At 57.9% G+C, this 23884-nt stretch carries 17 protein-coding genes, 6 pseudogenes and 1 CRISPR repeat array; of the genes and pseudogenes, 10 read left to right on the forward strand and 13 right to left on the reverse strand.

The features are described 5' to 3' along the window. Positions 1-2007, forward strand: coding sequence for a hypothetical protein (locus WM42_RS07180; protein WP_062036589.1), 2007 nt, complete (start codon positions 1-3; stop codon positions 2005-2007). After that, on the forward strand, positions 1994-2728 hold the full coding sequence (locus WM42_RS07185) for an ATP-binding cassette domain-containing protein (RefSeq protein WP_062036591.1): 735 nt from the start codon (positions 1994-1996) through the stop codon (positions 2726-2728). Before WM42_RS07180 ends, WM42_RS07185 begins: the two co-directional genes overlap by 14 nt. 567 nt (positions 2729-3295) lie before the next feature. Here WM42_RS07185 and WM42_RS07190 read toward each other — a convergent pair. Next, on the reverse strand, positions 3296-5188 hold the full coding sequence (locus WM42_RS07190) for a heavy metal translocating P-type ATPase (protein WP_062036593.1): 1893 nt from the start codon (positions 5186-5188) through the stop codon (positions 3296-3298). After that, a complete protein-coding gene (gene cmtR / locus WM42_RS07195) occupies positions 5185-5544 on the reverse strand; it encodes a Cd(II)/Pb(II)-sensing metalloregulatory transcriptional regulator CmtR (protein WP_062036595.1) in 360 nt (119 codons plus the stop codon). The genes WM42_RS07190 and cmtR overlap by 4 nt, the downstream gene beginning before the upstream one ends. A 369-nt stretch (positions 5545-5913) precedes the next feature. On the opposite strand from cmtR, the pseudogene WM42_RS13000 reads away from it, so the two are divergent. Both WM42_RS13000 and WM42_RS07200 read left to right on the forward strand, forming a co-directional pair. Next, positions 5914-6140: pseudogene (locus WM42_RS13000) on the forward strand (type II toxin-antitoxin system RelE/ParE family toxin). Next, complete coding sequence (locus WM42_RS07200; RefSeq protein WP_082787649.1) at positions 6127-6435, forward strand: HigA family addiction module antitoxin; 309 nt, start codon at positions 6127-6129, stop codon at positions 6433-6435. Before WM42_RS13000 ends, WM42_RS07200 begins: the two are co-directional and overlap by 14 nt. Before the next feature lie 54 nt (positions 6436-6489). Here the strand turns inward: WM42_RS07200 and arfB are convergent, their stop codons facing one another. The 3 genes and pseudogenes from arfB to WM42_RS13795 all read right to left on the reverse strand — a co-directional run. After that, positions 6490-6933, reverse strand: a complete 444-nt coding sequence (gene arfB / locus WM42_RS07205) for an alternative ribosome rescue aminoacyl-tRNA hydrolase ArfB (RefSeq protein WP_062036597.1) — start codon at positions 6931-6933, stop codon at positions 6490-6492. Between the two features lie 31 nt (positions 6934-6964). Next, entirely contained in the window at positions 6965-7555 is a 591-nt protein-coding gene (locus WM42_RS07210) for a putative glycolipid-binding domain-containing protein (RefSeq protein WP_201057350.1), read from the reverse strand. A 50-nt stretch (positions 7556-7605) separates the two neighbouring features. Further along, positions 7606-8402 (reverse strand): annotated as a pseudogene (locus tag WM42_RS13795) (Fic family protein); the annotation flags it as partial. Between the two features lie 223 nt (positions 8403-8625). Here WM42_RS13795 and WM42_RS07225 point away from each other — a divergent pair. Then, positions 8626-10185: an ATP-binding protein gene (locus WM42_RS07225; protein ID WP_062036601.1), complete on the forward strand. Its 1560-nt coding sequence runs from the start codon at positions 8626-8628 to the stop codon at positions 10183-10185. Here the strand turns inward: WM42_RS07225 and WM42_RS07230 are convergent. Continuing rightward, a complete protein-coding gene (locus WM42_RS07230; RefSeq protein ID WP_062036603.1) occupies positions 10160-10810 on the reverse strand; it encodes an MOSC domain-containing protein in 651 nt (216 codons plus the stop codon). The genes WM42_RS07225 and WM42_RS07230 overlap by 26 nt on opposite strands. A gap of 29 nt (positions 10811-10839) precedes the next feature. Beyond that, a complete protein-coding gene (locus WM42_RS07235) occupies positions 10840-13356 on the reverse strand; it encodes a hypothetical protein (protein ID WP_062036605.1) in 2517 nt (838 codons plus the stop codon). A 562-nt stretch (positions 13357-13918) separates the two neighbouring features. Here WM42_RS07235 and WM42_RS13680 point away from each other — a divergent pair. Further along, on the forward strand, positions 13919-14302 hold the full coding sequence (locus WM42_RS13680) for a helix-turn-helix domain-containing protein (protein ID WP_235591227.1): 384 nt from the start codon (positions 13919-13921) through the stop codon (positions 14300-14302). 40 nt (positions 14303-14342) lie between these two features. On the opposite strand, the gene WM42_RS13860 is transcribed toward WM42_RS13680, so the two are convergent. From WM42_RS13860 to WM42_RS13400, 4 genes are all read right to left on the reverse strand, one after another. Then, positions 14343-14459 carry an HAD hydrolase-like protein gene (locus tag WM42_RS13860; RefSeq protein ID WP_141740985.1) on the reverse strand — a complete coding sequence of 39 codons (117 nt, stop codon included), beginning with the start codon at positions 14457-14459 and terminating at the stop codon, positions 14343-14345. Positions 14460-14626: 167 nt separating this feature from the next. After that, positions 14627-14977 (reverse strand): hypothetical protein, encoded by a 351-nt coding sequence (locus tag WM42_RS07245; RefSeq protein WP_141740984.1) that lies wholly within the window; start codon positions 14975-14977, stop codon positions 14627-14629. Between the two features lie 5 nt (positions 14978-14982). Next, positions 14983-15636, reverse strand: a complete 654-nt coding sequence (locus WM42_RS07250) for a hypothetical protein (RefSeq protein ID WP_062036609.1) — start codon at positions 15634-15636, stop codon at positions 14983-14985. Between the two features lie 297 nt (positions 15637-15933). Beyond that, the gene (locus tag WM42_RS13400; RefSeq protein WP_062036611.1) at positions 15934-16566 is read right to left on the reverse strand and encodes a hypothetical protein; all 633 of its coding nucleotides are present in this window, start codon (positions 16564-16566) and stop codon (positions 15934-15936) included. Positions 16567-16945: 379 nt separating this feature from the next. Between WM42_RS13400 and WM42_RS07260 the strand changes: the two genes are divergently transcribed. Further along, positions 16946-17281, forward strand: coding sequence for a hypothetical protein (locus tag WM42_RS07260; protein ID WP_062036613.1), 336 nt, complete (start codon positions 16946-16948; stop codon positions 17279-17281). Between the two features lie 54 nt (positions 17282-17335). Here WM42_RS07260 and WM42_RS07265 read toward each other — a convergent pair. Further along, a pseudogene (locus WM42_RS07265) lies at positions 17336-18562 on the reverse strand (IS3 family transposase). Between the two features lie 44 nt (positions 18563-18606). Beyond that, positions 18607-20464: direct repeats of the CRISPR family, unit length 29 nt; unit sequence GGAAATACCTCCGCGTGCGCGGAGAAGAG. A 66-nt stretch (positions 20465-20530) separates the two neighbouring features. Here WM42_RS07265 and WM42_RS07280 point away from each other — a divergent pair. From WM42_RS07280 to WM42_RS13865, 3 pseudogenes are all read left to right on the forward strand, one after another. Next, a pseudogene (locus WM42_RS07280) lies at positions 20531-21757 on the forward strand (IS3 family transposase). A gap of 101 nt (positions 21758-21858) precedes the next feature. After that, positions 21859-22168 (forward strand): annotated as a pseudogene (locus WM42_RS13800) (recombinase family protein); the annotation flags it as partial. Between the two features lie 302 nt (positions 22169-22470). Beyond that, positions 22471-22734 (forward strand): annotated as a pseudogene (locus WM42_RS13865) (IS1634 family transposase); the annotation flags it as partial. Between the two features lie 43 nt (positions 22735-22777). Here WM42_RS13865 and WM42_RS07290 read toward each other — a convergent pair. After that, the gene (locus WM42_RS07290) at positions 22778-23833 is read right to left on the reverse strand and encodes an alpha/beta fold hydrolase (RefSeq protein ID WP_062036617.1); all 1056 of its coding nucleotides are present in this window, start codon (positions 23831-23833) and stop codon (positions 22778-22780) included. Positions 23834-23884: the final 51 nt, after the last annotated feature.

Here is a 23884-nt window from a genome sequence, read left to right on the forward strand (position 1 = left end):
ATGCGTATTCGACCCCTAGTACTTGGGCTTTTGAGCCTACTTCTTGCTGCAGTCATCGCGACTACTGGGTGGCTGCTGACAGCCCTGGTTGACTCCACCAAGCCCTTGTCCTTAGGGGTCGAATCAACCTTTAGTCTTGACTACGTCGAGCCTAAGACTTCACTCGCGGAGGAACTTGAGTCAGACTACGCACCGACGGTAATCCGTAACTCACTGGTTTCATTGGCCGAGCAGAACGGCTACTCCATCTACCGGCTGACTGGCACCGATGACGCAAGCGGGACTTCCCACGAGGTTTTCATCCCGCTGGAGGAAAATTATCCAGCACCGGAACGCATTCCCCGGCTCAACCGGCCGGATGCCTTGAGCCAAGCGGCCAGTGAGCTTGGGTCGCTGGATTACCACGGTGACTACGTCTTGGTTCCCAAAGCAACGGGTGGCAATGCGAACCACTTCTACGAATCGGCCAGGAATGACGGGCTCAGGCTAAGCGAAAAGACGCAGTTCCTTCACCTCATCCAATCGGTCGTATTCCGCCTGCCCGCGTTGGTGGCGATCCTGTTTCTATTTGTCGTTTCCCTTTTTGCCCTGGTATTTGTTCTTCGGGTTTCCGGTCTTAGATTGGCAGCGCTGCGCACAATAAATGGAGGGCACCGCAGTCAAAAAGGCAATTCGCGGCAATGGACCTTTGTCATCCTCCCGCACCTAGTTCTCATTGGCCTTGCGAGTACATTCCTCGCCCGCCAAGGGAGCTATTCTTTTGCCCTCCTGTTCCTCAGGTTCTACGCCGCCGGGATAGGCTTGGCCCTGGCTACCACCGGTTTGGCCGTAGCCGTCACCGCCCCATTGTTGCGCCGCGCAGTAGCGCTGCTGGGGCAGCGTGCCCCCGCAGAGAAGGCGGCGGGAAAAGCGCTGAAAGTAATTTCGGTCTTTACCTGCGTGACCTTTGTAGCAGCGGGTCTTAGCTCAGCGGCTGCGCTCCGCTCCTACCAGCAGGAATCCGAGGCCCAGCAGACCTGGAAATCTCTCGCGGAGTTTGGAGCCTTGCATTTTTCAGCCAACTTCGACGGCCCTGCTGGCCGCGTGGAAGGAGGCGAGCTCTTGCCGCCCAGTGTGCAGCAGAACTTCCGCGACTTCGCGCTCAGCTGGGAACGGGAGCACGGGGCTGTCCTCAGCCATACTTTGCCGAAAGAAGGTACCGGTATGCCGGACTCCTGCCCCGTGGCACTTGCTAACCGCCAATGGCACGATCTGCAGGATTATCAGTTCCGTCCCGGAGACGACAACCACTCGGTCGACTATTCCGCAGCCCAAGAGCATTTCGCAGCTTCCGTGGATCTGTGGGCTCAGGAATCCGGCGACCTGCTCCTTAAATCTGCGCAAATTGGTCCGGTCAGTGCCGATCATGCGGTCGGATTCATTAGTGGAACAATGTCGGGGGAACTGGTTCCCGGCGATTGTTTTTACGTGCTTGAAACGGACGATCTATCCGGCTTCGACGCAGACTTCCTAAGCTCCACAGCTTCGAGTGAAAATTTGCTCTTCGCGGATTTCTCGGAACTGGGTCCAGAACTTACCGCTGCCGGCCTCGAAGGCTACGTGTACCCGGTACGCGCGGCCGATCGCGGTCTGGCCGAACTAGTAGCCAGCACGGCGCTGTTCTGGCTGAGTATCCTGAGCGTCCTCGGAGCTTTGCTCGCCACGCTTGCGGCCTTGATAGTCCAGGCGCGCATCCAGCTCCGAGTTCACCGTCGCCTCCTGGTACTCCTCCACAGCGCTGGGCAATCACCGGACAAAACGATGTGGCGACTATTCAAAAGCCAACTGGTCAGCCTGACAGTTGTCGTCATATTGTCCGTCCTGGCTCCGCTACTGCTTCCCAACCCGTTCCTCTACACCTTCACCGCGCTAAGCTGCCTTGTCTTAATCGTCTACCTCGGTTTTGTCCGTCTCAGTATTTCTCAGCACATGTCCGCCTCCCCTAGGAGTCACAATGTCATTGGCTAGCCCCAATCAGTCCCCCACTCTGCCGCCAGAGATTTCCACCTCTCATCTCTGTCTCGCCGCGGAGTCGACTTTTTCTGTGGGGCGCAGCACGCGGATGGTGAAGAAGTCCCTCGTGGAAAATGCAACGTTTTCCCTACCCGGGCCAGGCTTTGTCGCCATCTGTGGAGCCAGCGGTTCCGGAAAGACTTTGCTGCTCAACACCTTGGCCGGGCTCCTGCCGCCGGCGGACGGCCTCCTCCGGATAGACGGCGAGAATGCCTCCGCGTGGAAGATGAAGCGGAGGCGGAGGTTCTGGCGAGAACGCGCAGCGATAATCCACCAAGACCACGGAATCATTCCCGAACTAAGCTGCGAAGATAACCTCACCCTCGGGCTATCCAGGAAGCAATACTCCAAAGAAGAATTGCTGCACTCCCTCGGCGAAGTCGGTCTTGATGTCCCCTTCGACGGGCCGGCAGCTATTCTCAGCGGAGGCGAGCAGCAGCGGCTGGCCATCGCCCGAGCCCTGCTCCGCGGCGCGGCTTATGTGTTCGCTGACGAGCCGACCGCCTCCCTCGACCCCACAAACCGCGACCAAGTTATCGCGCTCCTGCGGCGAGCTGCGGACGGGGGCGCACTCGTTCTGGCCGCCACGCACGATGCCGCAGTTATTGCTGCCGCTGACAACACCTTGCGCATCAATGATCGCCAGGTCACAGTCTCCGGCTCTGCGCGGGATTAAATCGCGATGCCCGCGGCCTTGGCCACCTTCCGGTACCCGGCCGCATGGTCCGCGACGCTGGCGTGGGCGTTGAGTCCGCTGGGGTTGTCGAGCACGGGCCTGACCCCCGGAAAGTAGACACGTCGGGGGTTAGCTATGCTGCTTGGGTCAGCGTAGCTGATGTGAGTGCTTCGAAGTCATTGGGGGCTAGAAAGTTGCACCAGGAGTGCTGTCTGCGGGTGTTGTAGCGCATGCACCACCGGAAGACTTCTTGGCGACTGATGTCGAAGTGGTCGAGTTCAAGTTCAACGTGTAACGCGAGGCGCTAATGACGTTTCGCGTTATTGGGGGTAGGTTGAAGAGCGCTGTCTCTAACTCCGGTTTTCGTTCGGCCTCGGTCCATTCCGCTACCTCGTGTGAAGAATCTGCAAGCGTTATCGGGCCGTTGAACTATTAGGTTCACCCACAGTTCCCGTGCCTGCACGCATCGAGAAGGACCAGGTGGTGAACTCGAATGACTCGCCTGGTCCAACGTGTGTGTGCGCTCGGCGCGTGGTTTAACCCTTATAAGACTTGCCGGTCACAGCCTCAGCGTTTCGCTCGTGCAGCCCGCAGGCCGTTCAAGATCACGATGACTTCGGCGACTTCGTGTACTAACACGACGGCGGCCAGGCCCAGTACACCGCTGATCGCCAGTGGCATCAACACGATGATGATAGCCAGAGACAGCACGATGTTTTGGTTGATGATCCTGCTGCCTCGGCGGGCGTGCTGCAGCGCCTGCGGGATCAGCCGGAGGTCGTGGCCAGTGAAGGCGACGTCAGCGGACTCGATCGCGGCGTCAGAGCCGGTCGCTCCCATCGCAATGCCCACCGTTGCGCCCGCCAGTGCCGGCGCGTCGTTGATGCCGTCGCCGATCATCGCCGTCGGCGTCTTGGAGGAGAAATCGGCGACGATGCTTGCCTTGTCCTCCGGTCGCAGTTCGGCGCGCACGTCGTCGATTCCGGCGATTTCAGCCAGCGCCCGAGCGGTGCGAGTGTTATCACCGGTGAGCATGCTCACTTCCACGTCGTTGTCGTGCAGGGACTGCACGGCATCGGGCACCTCGGGCCGCAACTCGTCGCGCACCCCGATCGCCCCGGCGAGAGCGTCATCGACGGTGACTAGGACGCAGGTCTGGCCTTCGGACTCCATACGCTCAACGTCCGCCTTCAGTGGCCCGGCGTCGATCCATCGGGGGCTGCCGACCAGCACCCGTCGGCCTTCGACGGTGCCGCCGATGCCATGACCGGCTTCCTCGCTGATATCCAAGGCGGTGGGCGCTTCGGGCTCCGCTGCCACGATCGCCGCGGCGAGGGGGTGCGTCGATTGCTGCTCAACCGCCGCCGCGAAGGAAAGCACCTGCGCCCGATCGAATCCGTCTGCCGGGACCACTCCGGTAACCTCGGGCTGGTTGCGGGTAAGAGTTCCGGTCTTGTCTACCGCTAGGTGACGGATGCCGCCGAGTCGCTCGAACGCCGCGCCGGACTTGATGACTACTCCGAACTGGCTGGCCGCGCCGATCGCGGCCACGACCGTCAGCGGCACGGAGATTGCCAGCGCGCACGGCGACGCTGCGACCAGGACCACCAGCGCACGGGTGATCCAAGTCTCTGGGTCGCCCAACAGCGAGCCGATCACGCCGACCAGCACTGCCAGGATCATCACCCCGGGCACGAGGGGTTGGGCAGTTCGGTCGGCGATCCGGGCGCGGTCGCCCTTCTCCGCCTGCGCCTGCTCGACGAGGTCGACGAGTGTGGTCAGCGAGTTGTCCGTTCCAGCTGCGGTCGTCTCGACCTCCAGCACACCGGCGGAGTTGATCGCTCCCGCGGGTACCTCGTCGCCGGGCGCAACCTCCTCCGGAATGGATTCTCCGGTGATCGCTGAGGTGTCAAGGCTGGAGCGTCCGGACCGAATGATGCCGTCCGTGGCGATCCGCTCCCCGGGGCGTACGACCATTAGCTCGCCAACCTCAAGGTCCTTCGCAGCGACCTCGGCCGTCGTACCGTCGCGCAGGACGGTCGCGGTTTGCGGTACCAGCTTCAACAGTGCCCGCAGTCCGCCTTGGGCCCGGTCCATCGCCTTGTCTTCAAGCGCCTCGGCGATCGAGTACAGGAACGCCAGCGCCGCGGCCTCTCCGACGAAACCAAGGATCACCGCGCCGACAGCGCTGATCGTCATAAGCAAGCCAATGCCGAGCTTGCGCTTCGTGACAAGGTTCCGGATCGCTCCAGGTGCGAACGTGTAAGCGCCTAACAGCAGGCCAAGCCAATACAGTACCGTTGCGGGCGTCTCCAAGTCGGACCAGTCCAGCGCCAGTCCTGTAATGAGGGCTACGCCGGAGAAGATCGGTAGCAGTAGCTCGGGGTCCTTCCACCATGGCCGATCGAGCTCTTCGATCTCCGTGGCGGGTTCGTGTTCGCATCCACATGCTGAACTCATGCGTCCGTTCCTTTCTCGCCGCAGCCGGGCACCGAGCACTCAGTGTCGATGCAGGGGGCATTCTCGTCGACGGCCAGCGTCGCGTTGACCAGCGCTTCGAGCGCCGCCGCGAGGTGCGGATCGGCAATTTCGTAGCGGGTCTTACGGCCCTCCGGCTCAGCGACGACGATGCCGCAATCGCGTAGGCAGGACAGGTGGTTCGAGACGTTCGAGCGCGTCAGATCCAAGCTTTGCGAAATCTCGGCCGGGTAGGCCGGACCGTCGAGTAGGGTCATCAGGATTCGGGAACGCGTCGGATCAGCCATGGCCCGGCCGAGCCGGTTCATGACGTCGAGGCGTGAAGCAATAGTCAGCATGTACTGAACAATACAACGTGCGCTGAACTATTCAAAATGCACTGAACTGACGGTTGCGCGAAGGTCCAGCGACCTGCAGGAATTAGTCGATGGGATAGAAGATGACTGATCCTTTGTGGTTCGGCTGCCACCCAACGCGGGAGCGACGTGGGCGGCGAGGTTCTCAGAATCTTCACGTTGACGTCTACGCCATCCCGCAAAACCTTTACGTGTTTCCATGCGCCCATATGTTCTCTGTGTGCTGACGTAATTGCAGTTTTCTGATTGTTGCAGGCTAACGAGAAAGTAACTTTGCAACAACATACCGTGGAGTTCAAATTTAACGTGTAGCGTTATTGATGCTTCGCGTTATGGGGGATAGGGTGAAGCATGATCCAGTCGTTCGCTGACAAGGACACTGAGCGTCTGTGGAAGCTGCGCCAGCTTGGGTACGCGCAGACTCTTGATGAGTTACGGATTCCCCGGGAAACCGGCTCGAGGCGTTGAAAGGTGATCAGCGGGGTAAGTTCAGCATTTGAATCAACGACCAGTGGCGGATCTGTTTTCGGTGGTCCGCCGCGGGGCCAGAGGAGGTTGAGATCGTTGACTACCACTGACAAGCTCCCTCCGGTTCACCCCGGTGAGATCCTCATGGAGGACTTCCTTAAAGGAATGGGGATCACCCAGCACAAGCTCGCCGTCTCCATCGGCGTTCCGCCCCGCCGGATCAACGAAATTGTTCACGGTAAGCGCGCTGTAACCGCTGACACGGCCCTTCGTCTAGCGAAGTTTTTCGAGATGAGCCCCCAGTTCTGGCTCGGGTTACAGGCTCAATATGACTTGGACGTGGCGGAAGACAAGACCCTCTCGGAAATCGAGCGGATTCACCCGGTCCAAGCTGTCTCAGCGTAGCGGTTACCCGAACCAGGTCCGTCAGCGTGAGGATATGCACGCGGATGGTTCGAACTAGGGAATTTGGGGCCGCCGTCGCGTGGACTTGAGTTCCGAGCGCCGCTTTTTCGCTTCGAGACGGCGTCGTACCGAGCTCCGCGTCGGCTTGGTCCTGCGCCGCGGAGGAGGAGGCGGAGCGAGCGCCTCGCGCAAGAGGGCGGCCATGCGTTCGCGTGCCTCGGCGCGGTTGCGTACCTGTAATCGCTGGGTCGATGCGGTAACGGTAAGGACGGTGCCGTCTAGGCGGTGCTCGAGGTTGTGAAGGACGCGGCGACGCTGGGCGTCGGAAAGCGATGAGCACGTAGCGATATCGACGGAAAGCTGCACTTTGCTGTCCGTAGTATTGACGCCTTGGCCGCCTGGTCCCGACGACTTCGCGAACCGCTCCGTCAGGTCGGCGGCGACGATGACCAGACCCCCGGGGATCCCTGGGCCAGGCGCGATGGTCAGGTCGTTCATACCGCCCAGCTTAGTTAGAGTTGTTTCCGGATCAGACCCGCCGTGCGAGATCAGGGTAGTGTACGACCACTCCGTCACCGTCGACCTCCAACTCGACGTCGACTCCCCGTGTTCCGCTTTTGTATCGGACAGTTTCAGCATCGACGGAGCTGTAGTACTGGTCTGATGCGATCACCTGGAGGGACGGCATATCAATCCAAGCCATGATCAGCTGCGTTTTCGGAACCTGAGTCTCAAGCAGCGTCAAGCGACGAATAGGCATTGTGTTGGTGAGAGGGCACAGACCGAGATCGCAATCGAGTGCGGCTTTCAGGTCGGCTGACTGGACGATACCGGGGGAGGGCAGATCTTCAGGCTGGGCGCCCTCTTCATTGGTTTCCGCCGACCACACGCCTTGCTCGGACCTAAACAGCTCGAGGCTTCGCCCCCATCCGTCGCCTTCAACGTTCACCGACACACGTTCGGTCACCCAGTTCTCCGCGGCGCGCAGCTCCCACGTGGCCTCGTATCCATCGCCGTATTGCACTCCGGAAGCGGTCAAACCGGCTCCTAAAAAATGAACTGCGGCCTCGTTCCGGATGAGAGGAGTCTCGACATGCTCCCACTTATACGTGCGCTCCATGGTGAGGATTTTACAACGCTCGATGGTGCGAAAAGGCAGGTAGCTTTCGATTTGGACCGCGTACCGAGGAGGAGGCTTACCGGCAGAATGGTGTATTCAGTAAGTCCGCGACGCAGAAGAATCCCATGAATGAGAGCACGGCCCACACGGCCGTTGCCATCTGAAAATGGGTGAATCGTTTCGAATTGAGCGTGAGCAATCGCGGCTTGGATGAGAGCACCGTGCTAAGCGCCATCTAGGTAAAGGCACAGGTCTTCAACGAGGTCACGGACTAGGCGTGGGGGTGCTGGGATGAACTCGGCACCAATAGGTGTGTGGTTACCTCCTCCGATCCAGTTTTGAATAGTGTGAAGTCCAGTGGGAATAGAACCCTTCTCCCCCATCAACTCTCTTTGAAGCTTTTCAAGAAGCTCGATGGAGATTGTCGGTTCGGTGGCAAAGCTCTGCTCGATGGAACGCAGAACGGTAAGGTTACGGGCAACCTCTTCCGCGCCTTCCTTAAAGCCGCGGACTTCTTCTACTTGGGCGAGTTCCGCGAGGATAACCTTATCGACGTTGGGTGCAATACCCTCAATGCGTGAGGAAGAAATAGCTTCAGAACGCATGAGCAGGCGGGCCACAGACTCCAACTGGCCTGAAGCCGCATGGCGGTTGAGCCCCAAAATGTCTCGCTCGATACGCGCTGCCCGGCTGGTGAGTTCTGGGGAAAAGTCCACGCCTTACTAGCAAGATGGTCAGGGACATAGACCTAAAAAGGGCCTCCGGCCTTATCGCGCCGGGGAGTGCCGGAGCCTGATTCGGGGATCCAGCTCTCGGTAACGTAGTGAGGCTTGTAGAGGCTATCCATTCGTCAGACAGCAAATGAGTGGTTGGATAACTCTTATCCAACCACTCATTGCGGTTTATGCGCTAGATAAAGCTTAAACATACGGGGTTTCAGGGCCATAATTTGGCCTCAATGAGAATGTCAATGACACCTCAATGGGAAGATCAATGAGAACTCTTGTCATTGAAGAGGAATGAAGTTAGCATTGAGCCGTCATTGTTAACATTGAGGGCGGGTATTCATCGTGAACAATTGGTCCGAGAATCAGCTGAGAGAGCTATTGGCTGAGCTTGAGTTGCGCGGCGGTGATTCAACAACAGTCGAGGTCAAAACCGCTCAAGGGGGCATTCCGGACTCTCTACCGCAGACATTGTGCGCGTTCGCAAACATGCCGAGTGGCGGCCTTATCATTCTCGGTGTCAATGAGAAGGAAGGATTCATTGTCACTGGCATTGAGAATCCTTCGGAGATGGAGGCTGCTCTGGCCTCGCAGGCGCGTCATGCCATCACCCCTCCAGTCACAGTGCATACCGACAGTGTGGCAATAGATGGCACGCATGTCGTGATTGCGGAGGTTACGGGTCTTCCGATTATTGATAAGCCTGCTATCTACAGGGGAGAAGCGTATCTTCGAATGGCTGATGGGGACTACCGTATGAGTGCCTCGGAGCTGCGCATGATGGACGTGGCAAAGCTGCATGCCGAAGAGGCAGTGTCCTATGACACGACGATTGTGGAAGGCACGAGCCTTGCAGACCTAGATAGCGACGTGGTGCAAGATTTCTTGGTTCAGGCGCGGAAAAAGAATCGGCGACTATCGGGACTTACTCAAGATGAGGACGTCTTACGGGCGCTAGCGGTGACGACCGCGACTGGAGAGCTGACCCTTGCTGGCCTGTATGCGCTGGGTTTCTATCCCCAAGGACATTTTCCCTCCTTAGCAGTAACGGTGGCGCAAAGGCTACCAAATGGTTCGAAGCACGGGCGAGTGCTGGGGTTGGAGACCTTTGAGGGGCCCGTTCCGGTGCTGTTGAACTCGGTAATGGGATGGGTAAGGCAACGTTTAGCCGCCGTACGGCGATATCGAGAGGACGGATCAATGGTGGAAGTTCCTGAACTTCCCCTTCCGGCCATTCGAGAGGCCGTGGCTAATGCATTGGTGCACCGTGATCTTGGGCCAAATACGTTGGGTGCGGGTAAATCGATTGATGTCCGCCTACTACCGGACAAGATGGTTATCTCCAGTCCAGGAGGCCTACGGGATCTGACGGTTGAACAGCTCAAGTCGAGAGATCTGGCGCGCCAGGAGATTAACCAGCGGCTCTATAGACTGTGCCGATATCTCAAAGCAGACGATGGCTCTTTTGTTATTGAGGGCGAAGGCGGCGGCGTGCAGCTCATGCTGGATGCCGCGCGAGAGCAAGGACTACCGGAGCCTGACCTGATAGATTCTGGCGTGCAATTTACGGTGAAGATGTGGCGGCCGGACACTCGTGGAGAGGCCCGTATCTGGGAGCCACTACGCAAGGAGGAATCAGGCACCGGCCCGGAACGACGAGTGGATGCACCAGTGACCTTGGAACGCCTGGGTGTTAACGCCCCGCGCGTAGCGGAGGCGCTGCGTACGGCGGCACAACCGCTGTCTATCGGCGAAATAGAAACAGCCACAAACCTTACTCGAGCGCAGGTCCGATATGCGCTGAAGTCACTGGTGAAGGCACGATTCGTGCGTATGGATGGCACGCGCGGTTCACAAGCGACAACCTATGAATGGCTAGCTAACCGCGGGGCTGCAGGCGCTTGACCAGCTGATCGTGGTGGACTGCGGCAAGGCAGCCGGCGTCGACGACGCGCCGGGCTAGCTCCTTGTCCCCCATCTTGGCGGCAAAGGCCATGCCCATGGTGATGTCATGGTCGGGGCGGCCGATGAGCGTAATCTCATCGCCAGAAGTGATGCGGCCAGGCTCGATGATGCGCAGGTAGGAACCGCAATCGCCACGCTCAGTGAAGGACTTGAGCCAGCCGGGCTCGTCCATCCAGCCGGAGAAGGTGGCGCAGGGCGTGCGCGGAATGGAGACCTCGAGCACGCACTCCCCCACCTGAATCTGCTGGTTGATCAGCATATTCGGCCAGGAGATCCCCTCGGTGGTGAGGTTCTCCCCGAAGTAGCCATCACGCAGCACGCGGTTGAGCGTGCCCTCCCAGTAGTCGAGCTCCTCGCGGGCATAAGCGTAGACGGCCTTCTCGGCACCGCCGTGGTGGGCGTGGTCACCGATGGAATCCCCCACCACGCCGGAGCCGTCACCGTAGTTGGGCCCAGGTATCTCCAGGTCCAGGAAGGGGCGTGGCTGCTTATCGATGCCCGTGTACTCGTGTCGCCCATGCGGCTCGGGGCGGCGGACAGCGACGTTCGTGGAGATAACCTTCATGCTCACCTATTGTGGCACACCTCACGCGCTCACATGTCGCGATCGCGGAAGAGAGCTTCGGCCGTCACGAGGTCGTAGAAGAAGAGGCGGGGGGCGAGCGGCATGACGTCGGCAAGCATGGGCATGTCCTCCTTCAGCAGGGCGTTTTCTGGGATAGCGCCGTGCGCCACCGCGCGGGAGGCCAGCGCGAAGGCGTAGGAGATATACGGCATCCACGCGGCGGCGTTGAGCTCGTCGGCGGTGTTGCCGCTGCCAAAGGCGCTCAGCGCGATGAGCGTGTGGCTCACGGACATGTCCACGCCGGCTTCCTGAACAATCGAGGTCAGGGCCGTGGCATCCTTGCGCAGCTTCTCCACGGTGCCCAGGGCATCGAGCGGGCCGTTGTTGGCAAAGCATTCGCGCAGCGCGACGATGCGGGCGGCCTCGCTGGTGAGGTCATCTACCTCAGGCGAAGGGCTCGGTGTGGTGGCGGCCGCGAGCAGCATCGGGCGCGTCAGGCTGTCGACGCCCGAGGTGCGCGCTGTGGCGAGCTTTTCCGGCAGCGCGGCATCGGATGCGACGGCGCCCAAAAGGCCCGGGTAGTTATCCGTTGCTGGGTTATCGCTGGCGACGTCCATGTGGAACAAACGGGTGCGCACCAGGGAGCGAGCCTGCTGGTTAACGCTCACACCAGACTGGCCCAGTGCCTGCACGGCTGCGGCTGGGTCGAGGCGCAGATTGTCGATGATGCTGTCGAACATCGCCTGCAGGCGCGGATTCGGGCTGCGCTGCGAGAGCACGTGCAGGGAACGGAAAGCATCCCAGAGCTCGAGCGGGGTCCACTCCTTCGAGGCCAAGGCCGGCTCGGCGGCGTCGGTGCCCACTACGAGTGAGGCGCTCGACGGGCGCGCCGGGGCGGCGAGGTTGGAGGAAGCCTGTAGCTCGCGGACGTCGACAAGCAAAGTGCCCTCGAGCTCAGGAGCTTCGAAACCGGCCTCGTTTGGCTCAAGACGGGTTGGGGCAACGGTTGGGTTAGCCAAAGGCCACGCCCATCCCACGAGGTCAACGGGTTCTTCGAGGTTCTGCTCGATCTCGATGCCCTCCCCAATCAGGCCGCGGCTGGCCAATGGGGACTTGCGGACGGTAGCCAGCGCAGCATAGATGAGGCTCGAGGAAGCCGATGCCTCGTACTCCAGCACACGGCGCTCCATGCTGCGGCTCAGGTGCGCGGCGCGCTCCTTCTCAGGCAGCTCGGCGAGGTAATCCTCGTAGGACAGCGTGGACCACATGAGGAACAGCTCGCAGGAAGCCTGCTTGCGCACGGCGCTGACCAAAGCGCCATTCGGCACGGACAGGTTGCGCACCGGCTGAGTGGTGCGGGAGGTACGCGCGAGCTCCTTGATCTTTTGGCGGGAGTCGATGGTGACGAACTTCGCCAGCGGTAGCGGGCGCGGGGAATGGACGCTGAACTGGGCATCCTGGTCCAGTTGACCTGCCAGGATGACCGGCTTTTCGTAGTGGATGGTCGGCTCCAAGCCGATGCGTTTGACGCGGGTGAAAAGGGCCTCCGGGATGACGTCGAATTCCAGCTCGTAGCCGGCCTCGCTGGCCACTACCTCGCGGCGGGAAACCTCCGTCTCCTGGAAGGTGCGTGCCTTCTTATCCAGCACGATGGGCTTCTTCGGCGGCGAGGCGAGCAGGTAACCAAACGCGGAGTGCTTGCCCAAAGCATCGATGAAGCGGAAGTCGGTACCGCGCGGGCCCTCGTTCTTTGCGCGCATGTGCAGGCCCTCGGCCATGGAGATAAAGCGGACGTCGACAAGCGTGTCCTCGTGGTACAGCGAGACCTCGTAGCGGCCGACCCATGGATCCTCGTAGAGATCGGAGGGAAACGCCTCTGCCACGCCGGTGCCGAGGGTTTGCTCGGAGATCTCTTCCTGCTCGCCGTCGACAGGCGCATAGACCAAATCGAGGCGCCACTCCCCTTCTTGGTGCAGCGTTACCTTCGGCGAGTGCGTATAAATCGGCTCGCCGTCCAAGCCCTGCGCATTGGTCAAGGTCTTTACGGAAAAGTCCCACTCAAAGAACACTTGCTTATCGATGTCCACCGGCTCGCGCTGTGGCACCTCTACGCGCTGTGGCAGTGGACCAAACTCCCAGCCCGCCCAGATAGCTAGCGGCGTGGCATCCTCCAGGGTGCCCTGTGGGGCGAGCAGCGTGGACTGATCGTGGATGATAAACGGTGCATCGCTGCTGATGCCGGTGAAGTTAAACTCCGGTGCGAGTGGTTCCTCGCCGTCCATGAGGGTTACCTGGATGGACTTGAAGGGGCCGGGAATGCCCACGCGCAGACGCTCGCCGGCTTCGAAGACGCGGACGGAGTGTGGGCGATCGATGAAGTGGGATTCGACGCGCCACTGCGGTTGCTTCAGTTCGTGCTCCATGAGGTCTGGCAGCGCGATATCCAGGATGCGAGTCTTTGGGTCAAGGCTTAGGCGAGGGGCCTGTTCGAGATAAGAGGACTGTTCAATTGCCGTGGTTTCCAAGCACAGAGTCTCCGCATTCATTTGCCCCATATTAGGACAAATTGCAGCGTGTTGGTAGTGCGCTGGTAGCGGGCTGTGGCGGCTTGTACAAGGTCATGACGGTGTTGGGCTATGAACTGCACATTGAGCACGCCGGCTTAGCGACGCCTTCGCTGCCACCGCCGCGCGCGTCATCAGCGGTGAGCTGCACAGTGAGCGCATGCTTCTCGATGGCGTAACCGTCGGCGATTGCGTCCGTTAGCGTGGTGTACGAGTTGGTTCCTGTGATGGGCCCCGAGGACAATTAGGGCGACCATCATGGGTACCTGGCGTTCAAAGCGCTTGCCAAGGGCGTAGACGCGGAAATCGCCGGTGGACTCGACCAGTACGACCCGGAACTTATCGATGGCGTGCGCGTTCTCGGGATTGCCCAAGGAACCGCAGCACGCGACGAAGCAGCCTTTAGGCATGCGCGTAAGACCGGTCACCGCTTGCGCCGGCAAGACAACGCCTGACAGACGCAGCGATCATCAATGCTTACGAGCACGGCTACAACGTCGCATATACCCACGGCGGGGCAGGCCGCGACAACGAGATGCCACCCATGCGCGACCGCCAAACCATGGCAAGGCGCGTGCGTGGGTATGTCACCCTCTCCAAGAGTGATGCCTACAGCGGCTCTAACGCGCCAGGTCAAGCCACGAGCAGTGAGCGTAAAGCACTGGCCACTATGGGGCGCAGAGGCGGCAAGAAAGCAGAAGAACGCTGGAAAACAGACCCAGAAGGTGAGTACGTCCAAGTACGGCGTACAGCGTTGGAAGAAACGAACATCAAGCGTGCCACTGGAGGTCGTGCCACCGCTCGACAGATTGCCAACTACTTCGATGACACTCTGCTTCAGACTGGGAAGTATCCGTCTATTCCAGACACTATGAGAGAGTTTGGTGTCTCTAGACCAACGGTTAAGAGGGCGTTGAAAAACGCCTAAAGCAGCGCAGTTTTGTGCCGACTTGTGGACAGTCTTCCTTTTATGCCCATTTCCCATCTTGGCGTGCGTGAAAAAGGAGGAAATCCGCACCGATAGCTCGAGCTAAAGCTCCATCAGTATCAACATTGTCGCCAATAACTATGCTGTCCTCGATCACTAAACCGGAAGAGCCACTTAACCCTTATGTACCCTTTTGATAGATGCACTAATTTGGCCACAGTACCCGCATGGGTACTGTGGCCAAATTTTGGAAGACAGTTTAGCAAGATCCTATCACTTTTTATCAAGTGATTAATAGACTGCTAGCTCCAGTTAAAACACCGATCAGGCCGCTGCTCGACGAAAGGCTATATGGTTATTGGGCCAGAAAAAGTAGCAGATGGCTAGGAACGCTACGACTATTCGCCCAACCAAGCTAGGGAAGAAAGCTGTAATAGCTATCGTTGCAGCAAAGAGGAAAATGGAACGCACACGATGCATCCAAGGAGATACCGCTTTTTCACCCATGATCATGGAAATACCAAAAAGGATTGCTCCCAATATTGAATAGATCCACAAATATCCAGAATTGAAAAAGTGTTCAACTCCATGTTTCTCAATAATATCCGAGGGGAATATAGTGACAAAAGCCCACAGAGATTCTGGAAAGCGAATAAACTTTGGATCTTTATCCATCCGCATTAGTCATCCTCAATCTCTGCGGTAATTGGCGGAAATCCCCATTTAGAATACCAGGTAATACCTTTACCCTGCACGACCGCCCCTGTGATTTTAGCAGCAAGATCGATAAAATAAGCTGCCCCAAGAACACCGGCAGCGGCAGCAATAGCAGCTCCGATCGGCCCGCCTGTTACAGCACCCCAAGCAAAGAATGCCGCCTCAAGAGCAGCTGGCCCTTCCATTGCCGCTGCGGTAAGAGTTGCAGCCGCCCCAACCTTCAGATCGTTATTTGATATGTGGCCGAGCTTGTGATCATATGTAGTAACAATTTTTGGCTCGTTTTCCTGGTGCTGAACAATGCTTTCATCCTCAGCAAGCACTGAGTGGAAAAAACTGACATCTTTGTCTTCAAAACCATAGTCACTACGGAGCTGATCATCGTTGAGATCGGACTTGAGGTTACCCTCCTCGTCGTAATCAATATGTTCACCGACGCTACTAATTAGCTCAAGCTGCTTCTTCTCTTCAGGAGTGATCTCCTTAAGAGACCTATCAAATTGCTCTTCAGACCAAACAGGAGTTTTCTCTGCTTGTTCAACCGTTTCGGCAGAAGCTGCGGGGGCAATACCTGCAGTGATTAGAGACGCAACTGTCAGAAGCGTGACTCGATTCATGATAGAACCTTTCTGTATCGATAGGCGGACCAAAGCGATGGTACACACTACCCTGACATCCCGCTTCTCAGATGAGCCGCACCCTACAACATGTGGAATACTCTCGCTGGTGGAATGAGAATTGCGGGATTCCCAATGTCTCATAAATGAGAGTTCTCGCCTGTGAGCGAAAAGGCAGGCAAGTACAAAGGCCGCAAGCCCGCTCTTAGCCCGCAGCAAGTAGCAGAAATTAAACGGCGCGTATGGGCGGGGGAGTCTTCGGGGCGGAATTGTTTGTACATGTTGAGGTTCCTTGTCTTATGGTGTGGTCGTGCTGGTTCTATCAATCCAAACGGCAGCTTCCCAGTCAAGAGGGCAGGTGTATTTGCCGGTGGATTCCACCATTTGTCGGAGTCTGTGTTGGTAGTCGATGTATTTCTCGGAGGTTAGTGTTGACCAGGCGTTGGGCGCCACGGGGCGTGTGACACCTGCGCTGGCGGCTTCCTTGTAAACGTACTGATCGACAGGGACGTGCAGGTAAGGATAGAGGCGCTGCACATCGGGGTGGTCGAGGACGGCGAGGTATTTCAGCGTCATGTTCAGCCACTTTTGGGCTTGGCCGTAGTGGAAGGAGAACGGCCGGCTGCCATGCTCATGGTGTGCGAATTTGTCGCAGGTTGTACGACACCAGTGGTCGTGCTGGGCATCGAAGCTGGCTTGTGAGTCGATGGTGGCGAGATTATCGACGAAAGATTGAATCGAGGCAATCGTTGATCTCTTGAGTTCGGAGCGTGATTGGTGGGTGCCGAAACCGCGTAGGGTGCGTTGCAGATCAGCGTAGGCACGACGTGCGACACCGTGGATCGCCTGCTCGCTGGTGACGTTGGCTGTAGCGACCTTTGTGCCGAAGTAAAAAGCGATAAGGCTGCGACGTTGAATTTGGGTGTCCATAGCCGCATTCTTCCAAAAACGGGGCGCGACATCGCACGAATCGAAGATTTACTTGCCCCGTAAATGAGGTGATGACTCCTGCGGAGCAGCCGAGGGGGATACGGCGCTCGACGCAGGAGCTATCAGAGAGGGAGCATCGGGGATGGGGGATCGCGTCATGCCCCCTCACAAAGGAGAGTAAACCAAGCGGCATGTTTTCCCAGGGTAACTACTGAGATCCAGTCAACTTCACATAGTTGTCGAAAAGCAGCCCGGGCCTGACCCCAGAAAGTGGACACGTCCGGGGTTCAAGCCCGCGGTCGCGTGGCACGAAGCGCTTGATGCCCGGCTGTTTCGTGGTGATGGTTCAGTAACTAGTGACGGTGGTGGGGTGCACCCCATGAACGGTAGATTTGTTGAGTTTGATCCAGCTGCGGAGCTGCATGCTGCACATTCTGAGTTTCTCGACTCCCTGGCGTTGCTTGATACCCCAATTGAACGTGGACTCGCCTACTTCTGCTCTGCTAAACGTAGCCAGTTCCACTTCGACGGCAATAAGCGAACAGCCCGGCTTATGCCTTCTGGGATGCTCATGTTCGCGGGATACAGCGGATTGAATATCCCAAACGCCCGTCACCGCGAATTCAAAATTGCGCTCGATGAGCTATTTAGCACTGACGACGCCACCGCGCTGATGGACTTCCCCTATGACTGCCTGGAGGAGTCTTCGGGGTAAATACCGTTGTTGGTAAGGAAATACTGAAGCGTCCTGGGTTTAGTTCCGCTTCTTTTACGACCCTGTGTTGATGGGCTGGGTGAGATAGTACTCGGTTTCTACTTCCTGTGGGGTGGCGTAGTCCAATGCTTCGTGAAGCCGCTTAGTGTTCCACCAATGCACCCACCGCAAGGTGGCCAATTCGACTTCTCCGACCGACGTCCACGGACCTTGGGCATGAATCAGTTCCGCCTTGTAGAGACCATTGACGGTCTCAGCTAGAGCATTGTCATAAGAATCGCCGACTGTTCCCACACTCGGCCGGATTCCGGATTCCGCGAGAGCGGTGGAATACTTCAGTGACACGTACTGGCTGCCCCGATCGCTGTGGTGAATCAGCTGGTTTCCATGGATTCGCCCTGCAGTCGTTAACGCATGCTCCAAGGCCTCCATGGGTAGCGCATCGGTGCGCATCGTTGAGCGTGTAGCAACACCAACAATCTTTCGACTGTAGACATCCACGACAAACGCGGTGTAGGCGAATCCTGACAGGGTGCGAACGTAAGTAATGTCGGCAACCCACAGCCGGCCTGGTGCTTGTGCACGAAAGTCTCGCTGCACTAGGTCTGGGCGATGATCCGGTGTCTTCGGGCTGATCGTTGTCACGGGGGTTCGTCCACGTCTGCGGCCGCAAACACCTGCTAGCTTCATCAGACGTGCAGTCTTATCGCGACCAATATGAAAACCTTCACGGTTCATCGCGTGCCACATTTTGCGGATACCGTAAACCGAGAAATTCTCCGCATGCACACGCTGTATCTCTGGGATGAGAAGGCTATCGCTTAAGGCCCTTGCACTGGGAACACGTGTAGTGGCTTTGCGGTAGCCGCGTGAAGTGATGAATCCACGATCTGCTTGTTTGAGGACTCGGCAGATGGCCCCGGGCCCCAAACTGATCCTTATACGCGTCGATGTAAGAGATCATTTGGTCGTGGGTCGGCCTGGTTCCGCTGCGAAAAAAGCCGAAGCAGTCTTAAGAATCCCGTTTGCTCGCTTCAGCTCACGGTTTTCGCGGCGCAAACGCTTGAGCTCTTCTTCCATCGTTTCGCCGCCTGAAGCGCCAGAGTCATCACGTACTGAAGCGCTGTCACGGTACCAAGCCCGCAACGTATGGTGAGACACTCCAAGCAGCTCACCGACCTCCGTGTAGGCACGTTGCAGTGAGCAGGACTCCAGGCGGACCATTTCGATGATCTGATGGACCGCCTTCTCCTTGAACTCAACGGAATACTTTCTAGGCATAGTTCAATCCTTCCTTAGCTGAGGTAGGAACTAAACCCAGGACGCTTCATACCTCCGCGTGCGCGGAGAAGAGCCCGTAGTCGTGGAGGCTATGCACTATGGCCCGGAAATACCTCCGCGTGCGCGGAGAAGAGCGCTACAGCTTACAGGCTTCACCACCCGTATTGGAAATACCTCCGCGTGCGCGGAGAAGAGACACGGCCCCATCTTCCGAGCGGCGGGCCGTGGGAAATACCTCCGCGTGCGCGGAGAAGAGAGTCGGCCATGGTGACCCTAACGCTGGTTGTGGGAAATACCTCCGCGTGCGCGGAGAAGAGTTGTCCAATCTATTGGTTCCCCATGCCATTTAGGAAATACCTCCGCGTGCGCGGAGAAGAGGCGCCTGGAGTTAAACACCTTGGACCGTAATGGGAAATACCTCCGCGTGCGCGGAGAAGAGCGGCTCGTGGCCTACGTCTTCGATGATGAGGGGGAAATACCTCCGCGTGCGCGGAGAAGAGAACATCATCAACGGCCTGATTAATGGCATTAAGGAAATACCTCCGCGTGCGCGGAGAAGAGGGTGCCCGCGTGCTAGGCATGAAGGTGCCGGCGGAAATACCTCCGCGTGCGCGGAGAAGAGTGTTCTTCCGCCAGGCAGAAGACAACAAGGGTGGAAATACCTCCGCGTGCGCGGAGAAGAGTGGTACTGGGAGCACATGCCGGGCGGCGAGCCGGAAATACCTCCGCGTGCGCGGAGAAGAGGTATCCGCCACGGTGCGCGGCTATTCAACCCCGGAAATACCTCCGCGTGCGCGGAGAAGAGAAGCGCGGGGGCCGGTAGTCAGCTTCCTGGTAGGAAATACCTCCGCGTGCGCGGAGAAGAGCACGAACAAACATCAAAGGGGTGAAAAAGCCGGGAAATACCTCCGCGTGCGCGGAGAAGAGCTTCGTCGAAAGCTATGACCGAGGATTCATAGGAAATACCTCCGCGTGCGCGGAGAAGAGAAACACCAGGCCTATCACCTGATACAAAGATAGGAAATACCTCCGCGTGCGCGGAGAAGAGCCACGCTGGTTAACCGCCTGACCGTGGATGGTGGAAATACCTCCGCGTGCGCGGAGAAGAGGGTTGCGCGGTGGTGAGCGTGTGGCGCAGCTTGGAAATACCTCCGCGTGCGCGGAGAAGAGCGTGGGTGTAGGTGGTCTACCTGAAAGGCGGTGGAAATACCTCCGCGTGCGCGGAGAAGAGGAGTGATGGTGTTACAGCCGGGCGCATTTGCTGGAAATACCTCCGCGTGCGCGGAGAAGAGGCACACGCCTTACCGCCACCCCTCACACCCATGGAAATACCTCCGCGTGCGCGGAGAAGAGCACTTCATGATGATGTTCGCGGCGCGAGTCTGGGAAATACCTCCGCGTGCGCGGAGAAGAGATGGTGATAAGTGGCGTGTAGCCCATGGGCTAGGAAATACCTCCGCGTGCGCGGAGAAGAGGCAGCGATGTGCGCTAGAGCGCGGTGAAGCTTGGAAATACCTCCGCGTGCGCGGAGAAGAGGGTGGGCTGCCTTAAACGCCTTCGAGTTGAACGGAAATACCTCCGCGTGCGCGGAGAAGAGACGCTTAGGCGTGGTCTGGGTGGACATTCCTGGGAAATACCTCCGCGTGCGCGGAGAAGAGGCCTTCTTAGCAAAGTGCACCTTCACCAAGCCGGAAATACCTCCGCGTGCGCGGAGAAGAGAGCTCCATGAGGTAGGCGGATTCCGGTATCTCGGAAATACCTCCGCGTGCGCGGAGAAGAGGCCATGTAGTCGGCTAGGGCTGTGGTGAGCTCGGAAATACCTCCGCGTGCGCGGAGAAGAGCCCTTCTTGTGGACACGATTCCCGCTCTACCGAGAAATACCTCCGCGTGCGCGGAGAAGAGTCTTCCTGAACAGCAACTGAAGCGTCCTGGGTTTAGTTCCTACCTCAGCTAAGGAAGGATTGAACTATGCCTAGAAAGTATTCCGTTGAGTTCAAGGAGAAGGCGGTCCATCAGATCATCGAAATGGTCCGCCTGGAGTCCTGCTCACTGCAACGTGCCTACACGGAGGTCGGTGAGCTGCTTGGAGTGTCTCACCATACGTTGCGGGCTTGGTACCGTGACAGCGCTTCAGTACGTGATGACTCTGGCGCTTCAGGCGGCGAAACGATGGAAGAAGAGCTCAAGCGTTTGCGCCGCGAAAACCGTGAGCTGAAGCGAGCAAACGGGATTCTTAAGACTGCTTCGGCTTTTTTCGCAGCGGAACCAGGCCGACCCACGACCAAATGATCTCTTACATCGACGCGTATAAGGATCAGTTTGGGGCCCGGGGCCATCTGCCGAGTCCTCAAACAAGCAGATCGTGGATTCATCACTTCACGCGGCTACCGCAAAGCCACTACACGTGTTCCCAGTGCAAGGGCCTTAAGCGATAGCCTTCTCATCCCAGAGATACAGCGTGTGCATGCGGAGAATTTCTCGGTTTACGGTATCCGCAAAATGTGGCACGCGATGAACCGTGAAGGTTTTCATATTGGTCGCGATAAGACTGCACGTCTGATGAAGCTAGCAGGTGTTTGCGGCCGCAGACGTGGACGAACCCCCGTGACAACGATCAGCCCGAAGACACCGGATCATCGCCCAGACCTAGTGCAGCGAGACTTTCGTGCACAAGCACCAGGCCGGCTGTGGGTTGCCGACATTACTTACGTTCGCACCCTGTCAGGATTCGCCTACACCGCGTTTGTCGTGGATGTCTACAGTCGAAAGATTGTTGGTGTTGCTACACGCTCAACGATGCGCACCGATGCGCTACCCATGGAGGCCTTGGAGCATGCGTTAACGACTGCAGGGCGAATCCATGGAAACCAGCTGATTCACCACAGCGATCGGGGCAGCCAGTACGTGTCACTGAAGTATTCCACCGCTCTCGCGGAATCCGGAATCCGGCCGAGTGTGGGAACAGTCGGCGATTCTTATGACAATGCTCTAGCTGAGACCGTCAATGGTCTCTACAAGGCGGAACTGATTCATGCCCAAGGTCCGTGGACGTCGGTCGGAGAAGTCGAATTGGCCACCTTGCGGTGGGTGCATTGGTGGAACACTAAGCGGCTTCACGAAGCATTGGACTACGCCACCCCACAGGAAGTAGAAACCGAGTACTATCTCACCCAGCCCATCAACACAGGGTCGTAAAAGAAGCGGAACTAAACCCAGGACGCTTCATGTTGCGGTTTGCATGATATAAGTCGATTTCATACACCTTTATCCCACGGTAGTGCGCGCATAGATGCGCTGTGACTGTTACTTTCCTGCACGAGGATCTCACGTTTGCGAAAGACACGTCCGACGCGCATGCGGAATTAATGCTCGGCATACTCGGTAGCTTTGCGGAGTTTGAGCGGGCCATTATTCGTGAGCGCCAGGCGGAGGGTATCGCGCCGGCGAAAAAGGGGCGGCAAGTACAAGGGCCGTAAGCCCGCCCTAAGCCCGGGCCAGATAGCGGAGTTTAAGCAGTGCGTGCTGGCGGGGGTCGAAAGCCGCACTAGCGCGGGAATTCGGAGTCACCCGGCCTACCCCGTGTATCGGGCACTGGAAAACGCCTAAAGCGGCGCAAGGTGGGGGTAAATATGTGCAGACGTTGAAACTGCCACATGTTAGAACATATGTCACACCATATGCCTTTCCGTATAGTTCCGACCTGGCTTGGCTCACTGTGGTGTGACCGACTTAACTCTTGACGCGTAGACCTGCTGGTTTGGTGTTGGGGTTGGGTATTTTTCCGCACTAAGGGGTGGGGTGTGGGGCGGACGGTAGTGTGATCTTTTGTGAGCCCGTCTATCCGTACTGTGACGACTGCTTCTGGGGCTACAGCTGTCCAGGTAGTCACGAGCGAACACGTGGGCAATCGGATGTCGAAATCCGATCTCAAGGCGCGACCAATTTATGCCCGAACCGAGGGCTCGATTAATGCGCACCTCAATATCGTCATGGCAACACTCGCAGTAAGTCGAATGATGGAATCAGCAACCGGACGAAGCATTAAACGACTCGTGCGAACTTTCAAAAAGTATCGCAGTTTTGAACTCAGAGTCGAAGACACAACAATCCACGCGGCCACGCCACTACCAGCCGAAGTGCAAAACCTCGTCCACGCCATCACCGAACCCTGACTTCCGCACTAAAATGATCCAACTCAGGAGAAGCGCACGCGGATTAGCCTACGCCGGCCAGCAGAATTTCTACGAACTCCTTGCGCTTTTCTACATGGAAGTTGTGGCCCGAGTCAGCCTCGACTTTAACGGCACCGGCGGGAAGAGAATCCATGGCCCTGGCGGCGTCCTCATCACTGGCCGCAGCTTGAAGGATTTCCCCGTCGTATCGCGCTTGACAATGAATATAGGTAACTGGCGCTTGAATCGCCGCAAGTGTTGCTTCTTGATCAAACCCTTCGTTCCAGAGACCCGTAAAGAAGGCATCACCAAACGCTGGGTCATAATCCATGATGTACACCTGTGCCTCATTCATCTCGGGAGGCATGGTCCACAGAGCTATCGGGGCGCCCGGATGCCGAGAGTGATATGCGAGTCCATCACCGATGAACCCCTGAGCAGAGTCCCCAAAGTATTGCCACATTTTTTGGCTGCGCCACTGATAAGCCTGCCAGTCGGTCTCTCCTGAAGACAAGAACTCATGAGTGCTGACAGCTAGGTCCTGATAATTCCACGTATTGCGCGCCTCAGGCAGCTCTGTGGCAAATAGCGGCGGATCTTCTAACACCAGGAAGCTAACCAGTTCTGGATGACGCGCAGCAATCAACGCGGCCAATTGACCCCCAGACGAATGCCCACTTAATACGACGGGTTGGCCAATTGTCTCTATATAACGAGATAGGACGTCTGCGACCTCCACCGCTCGATAAGATTCAAGGCGTTCAGACTTGCCATGCCCTGGAACGTCGATGGCATACACTTGGCGGTCCTTGCTGAGGTCACGTAAAGCGTAACCGTACTGGCGCCATCCGCTCGCTTGACCATGGATAAGGACAATAGGGGAACCGTCCCTTGGCTCGCTTACCCCTACATTGAGCTTCACATGATCCACGCTCACCCGGTGCTCTTGATAGCCAGCCTTTTCCAGGGATCTCACAAGACGCGAGTGATACGTGGTTGTGTACCATGCCCAACCGCCAGCACCGGCTGCCGCAAGTGCAACGATTGCCGTCACGATAAGTCCCGCCACCTTCAGGACCCTTTTCCCGACCAGGGCCATGAGCTATCACCTTACCAATAAATCTGTATTATAACACCAGTACACTCGCAT

This window comes from Corynebacterium simulans (assembly GCF_001586215.1).
GTDB lineage: Bacteria > Actinomycetota > Actinomycetes > Mycobacteriales > Mycobacteriaceae > Corynebacterium > Corynebacterium simulans.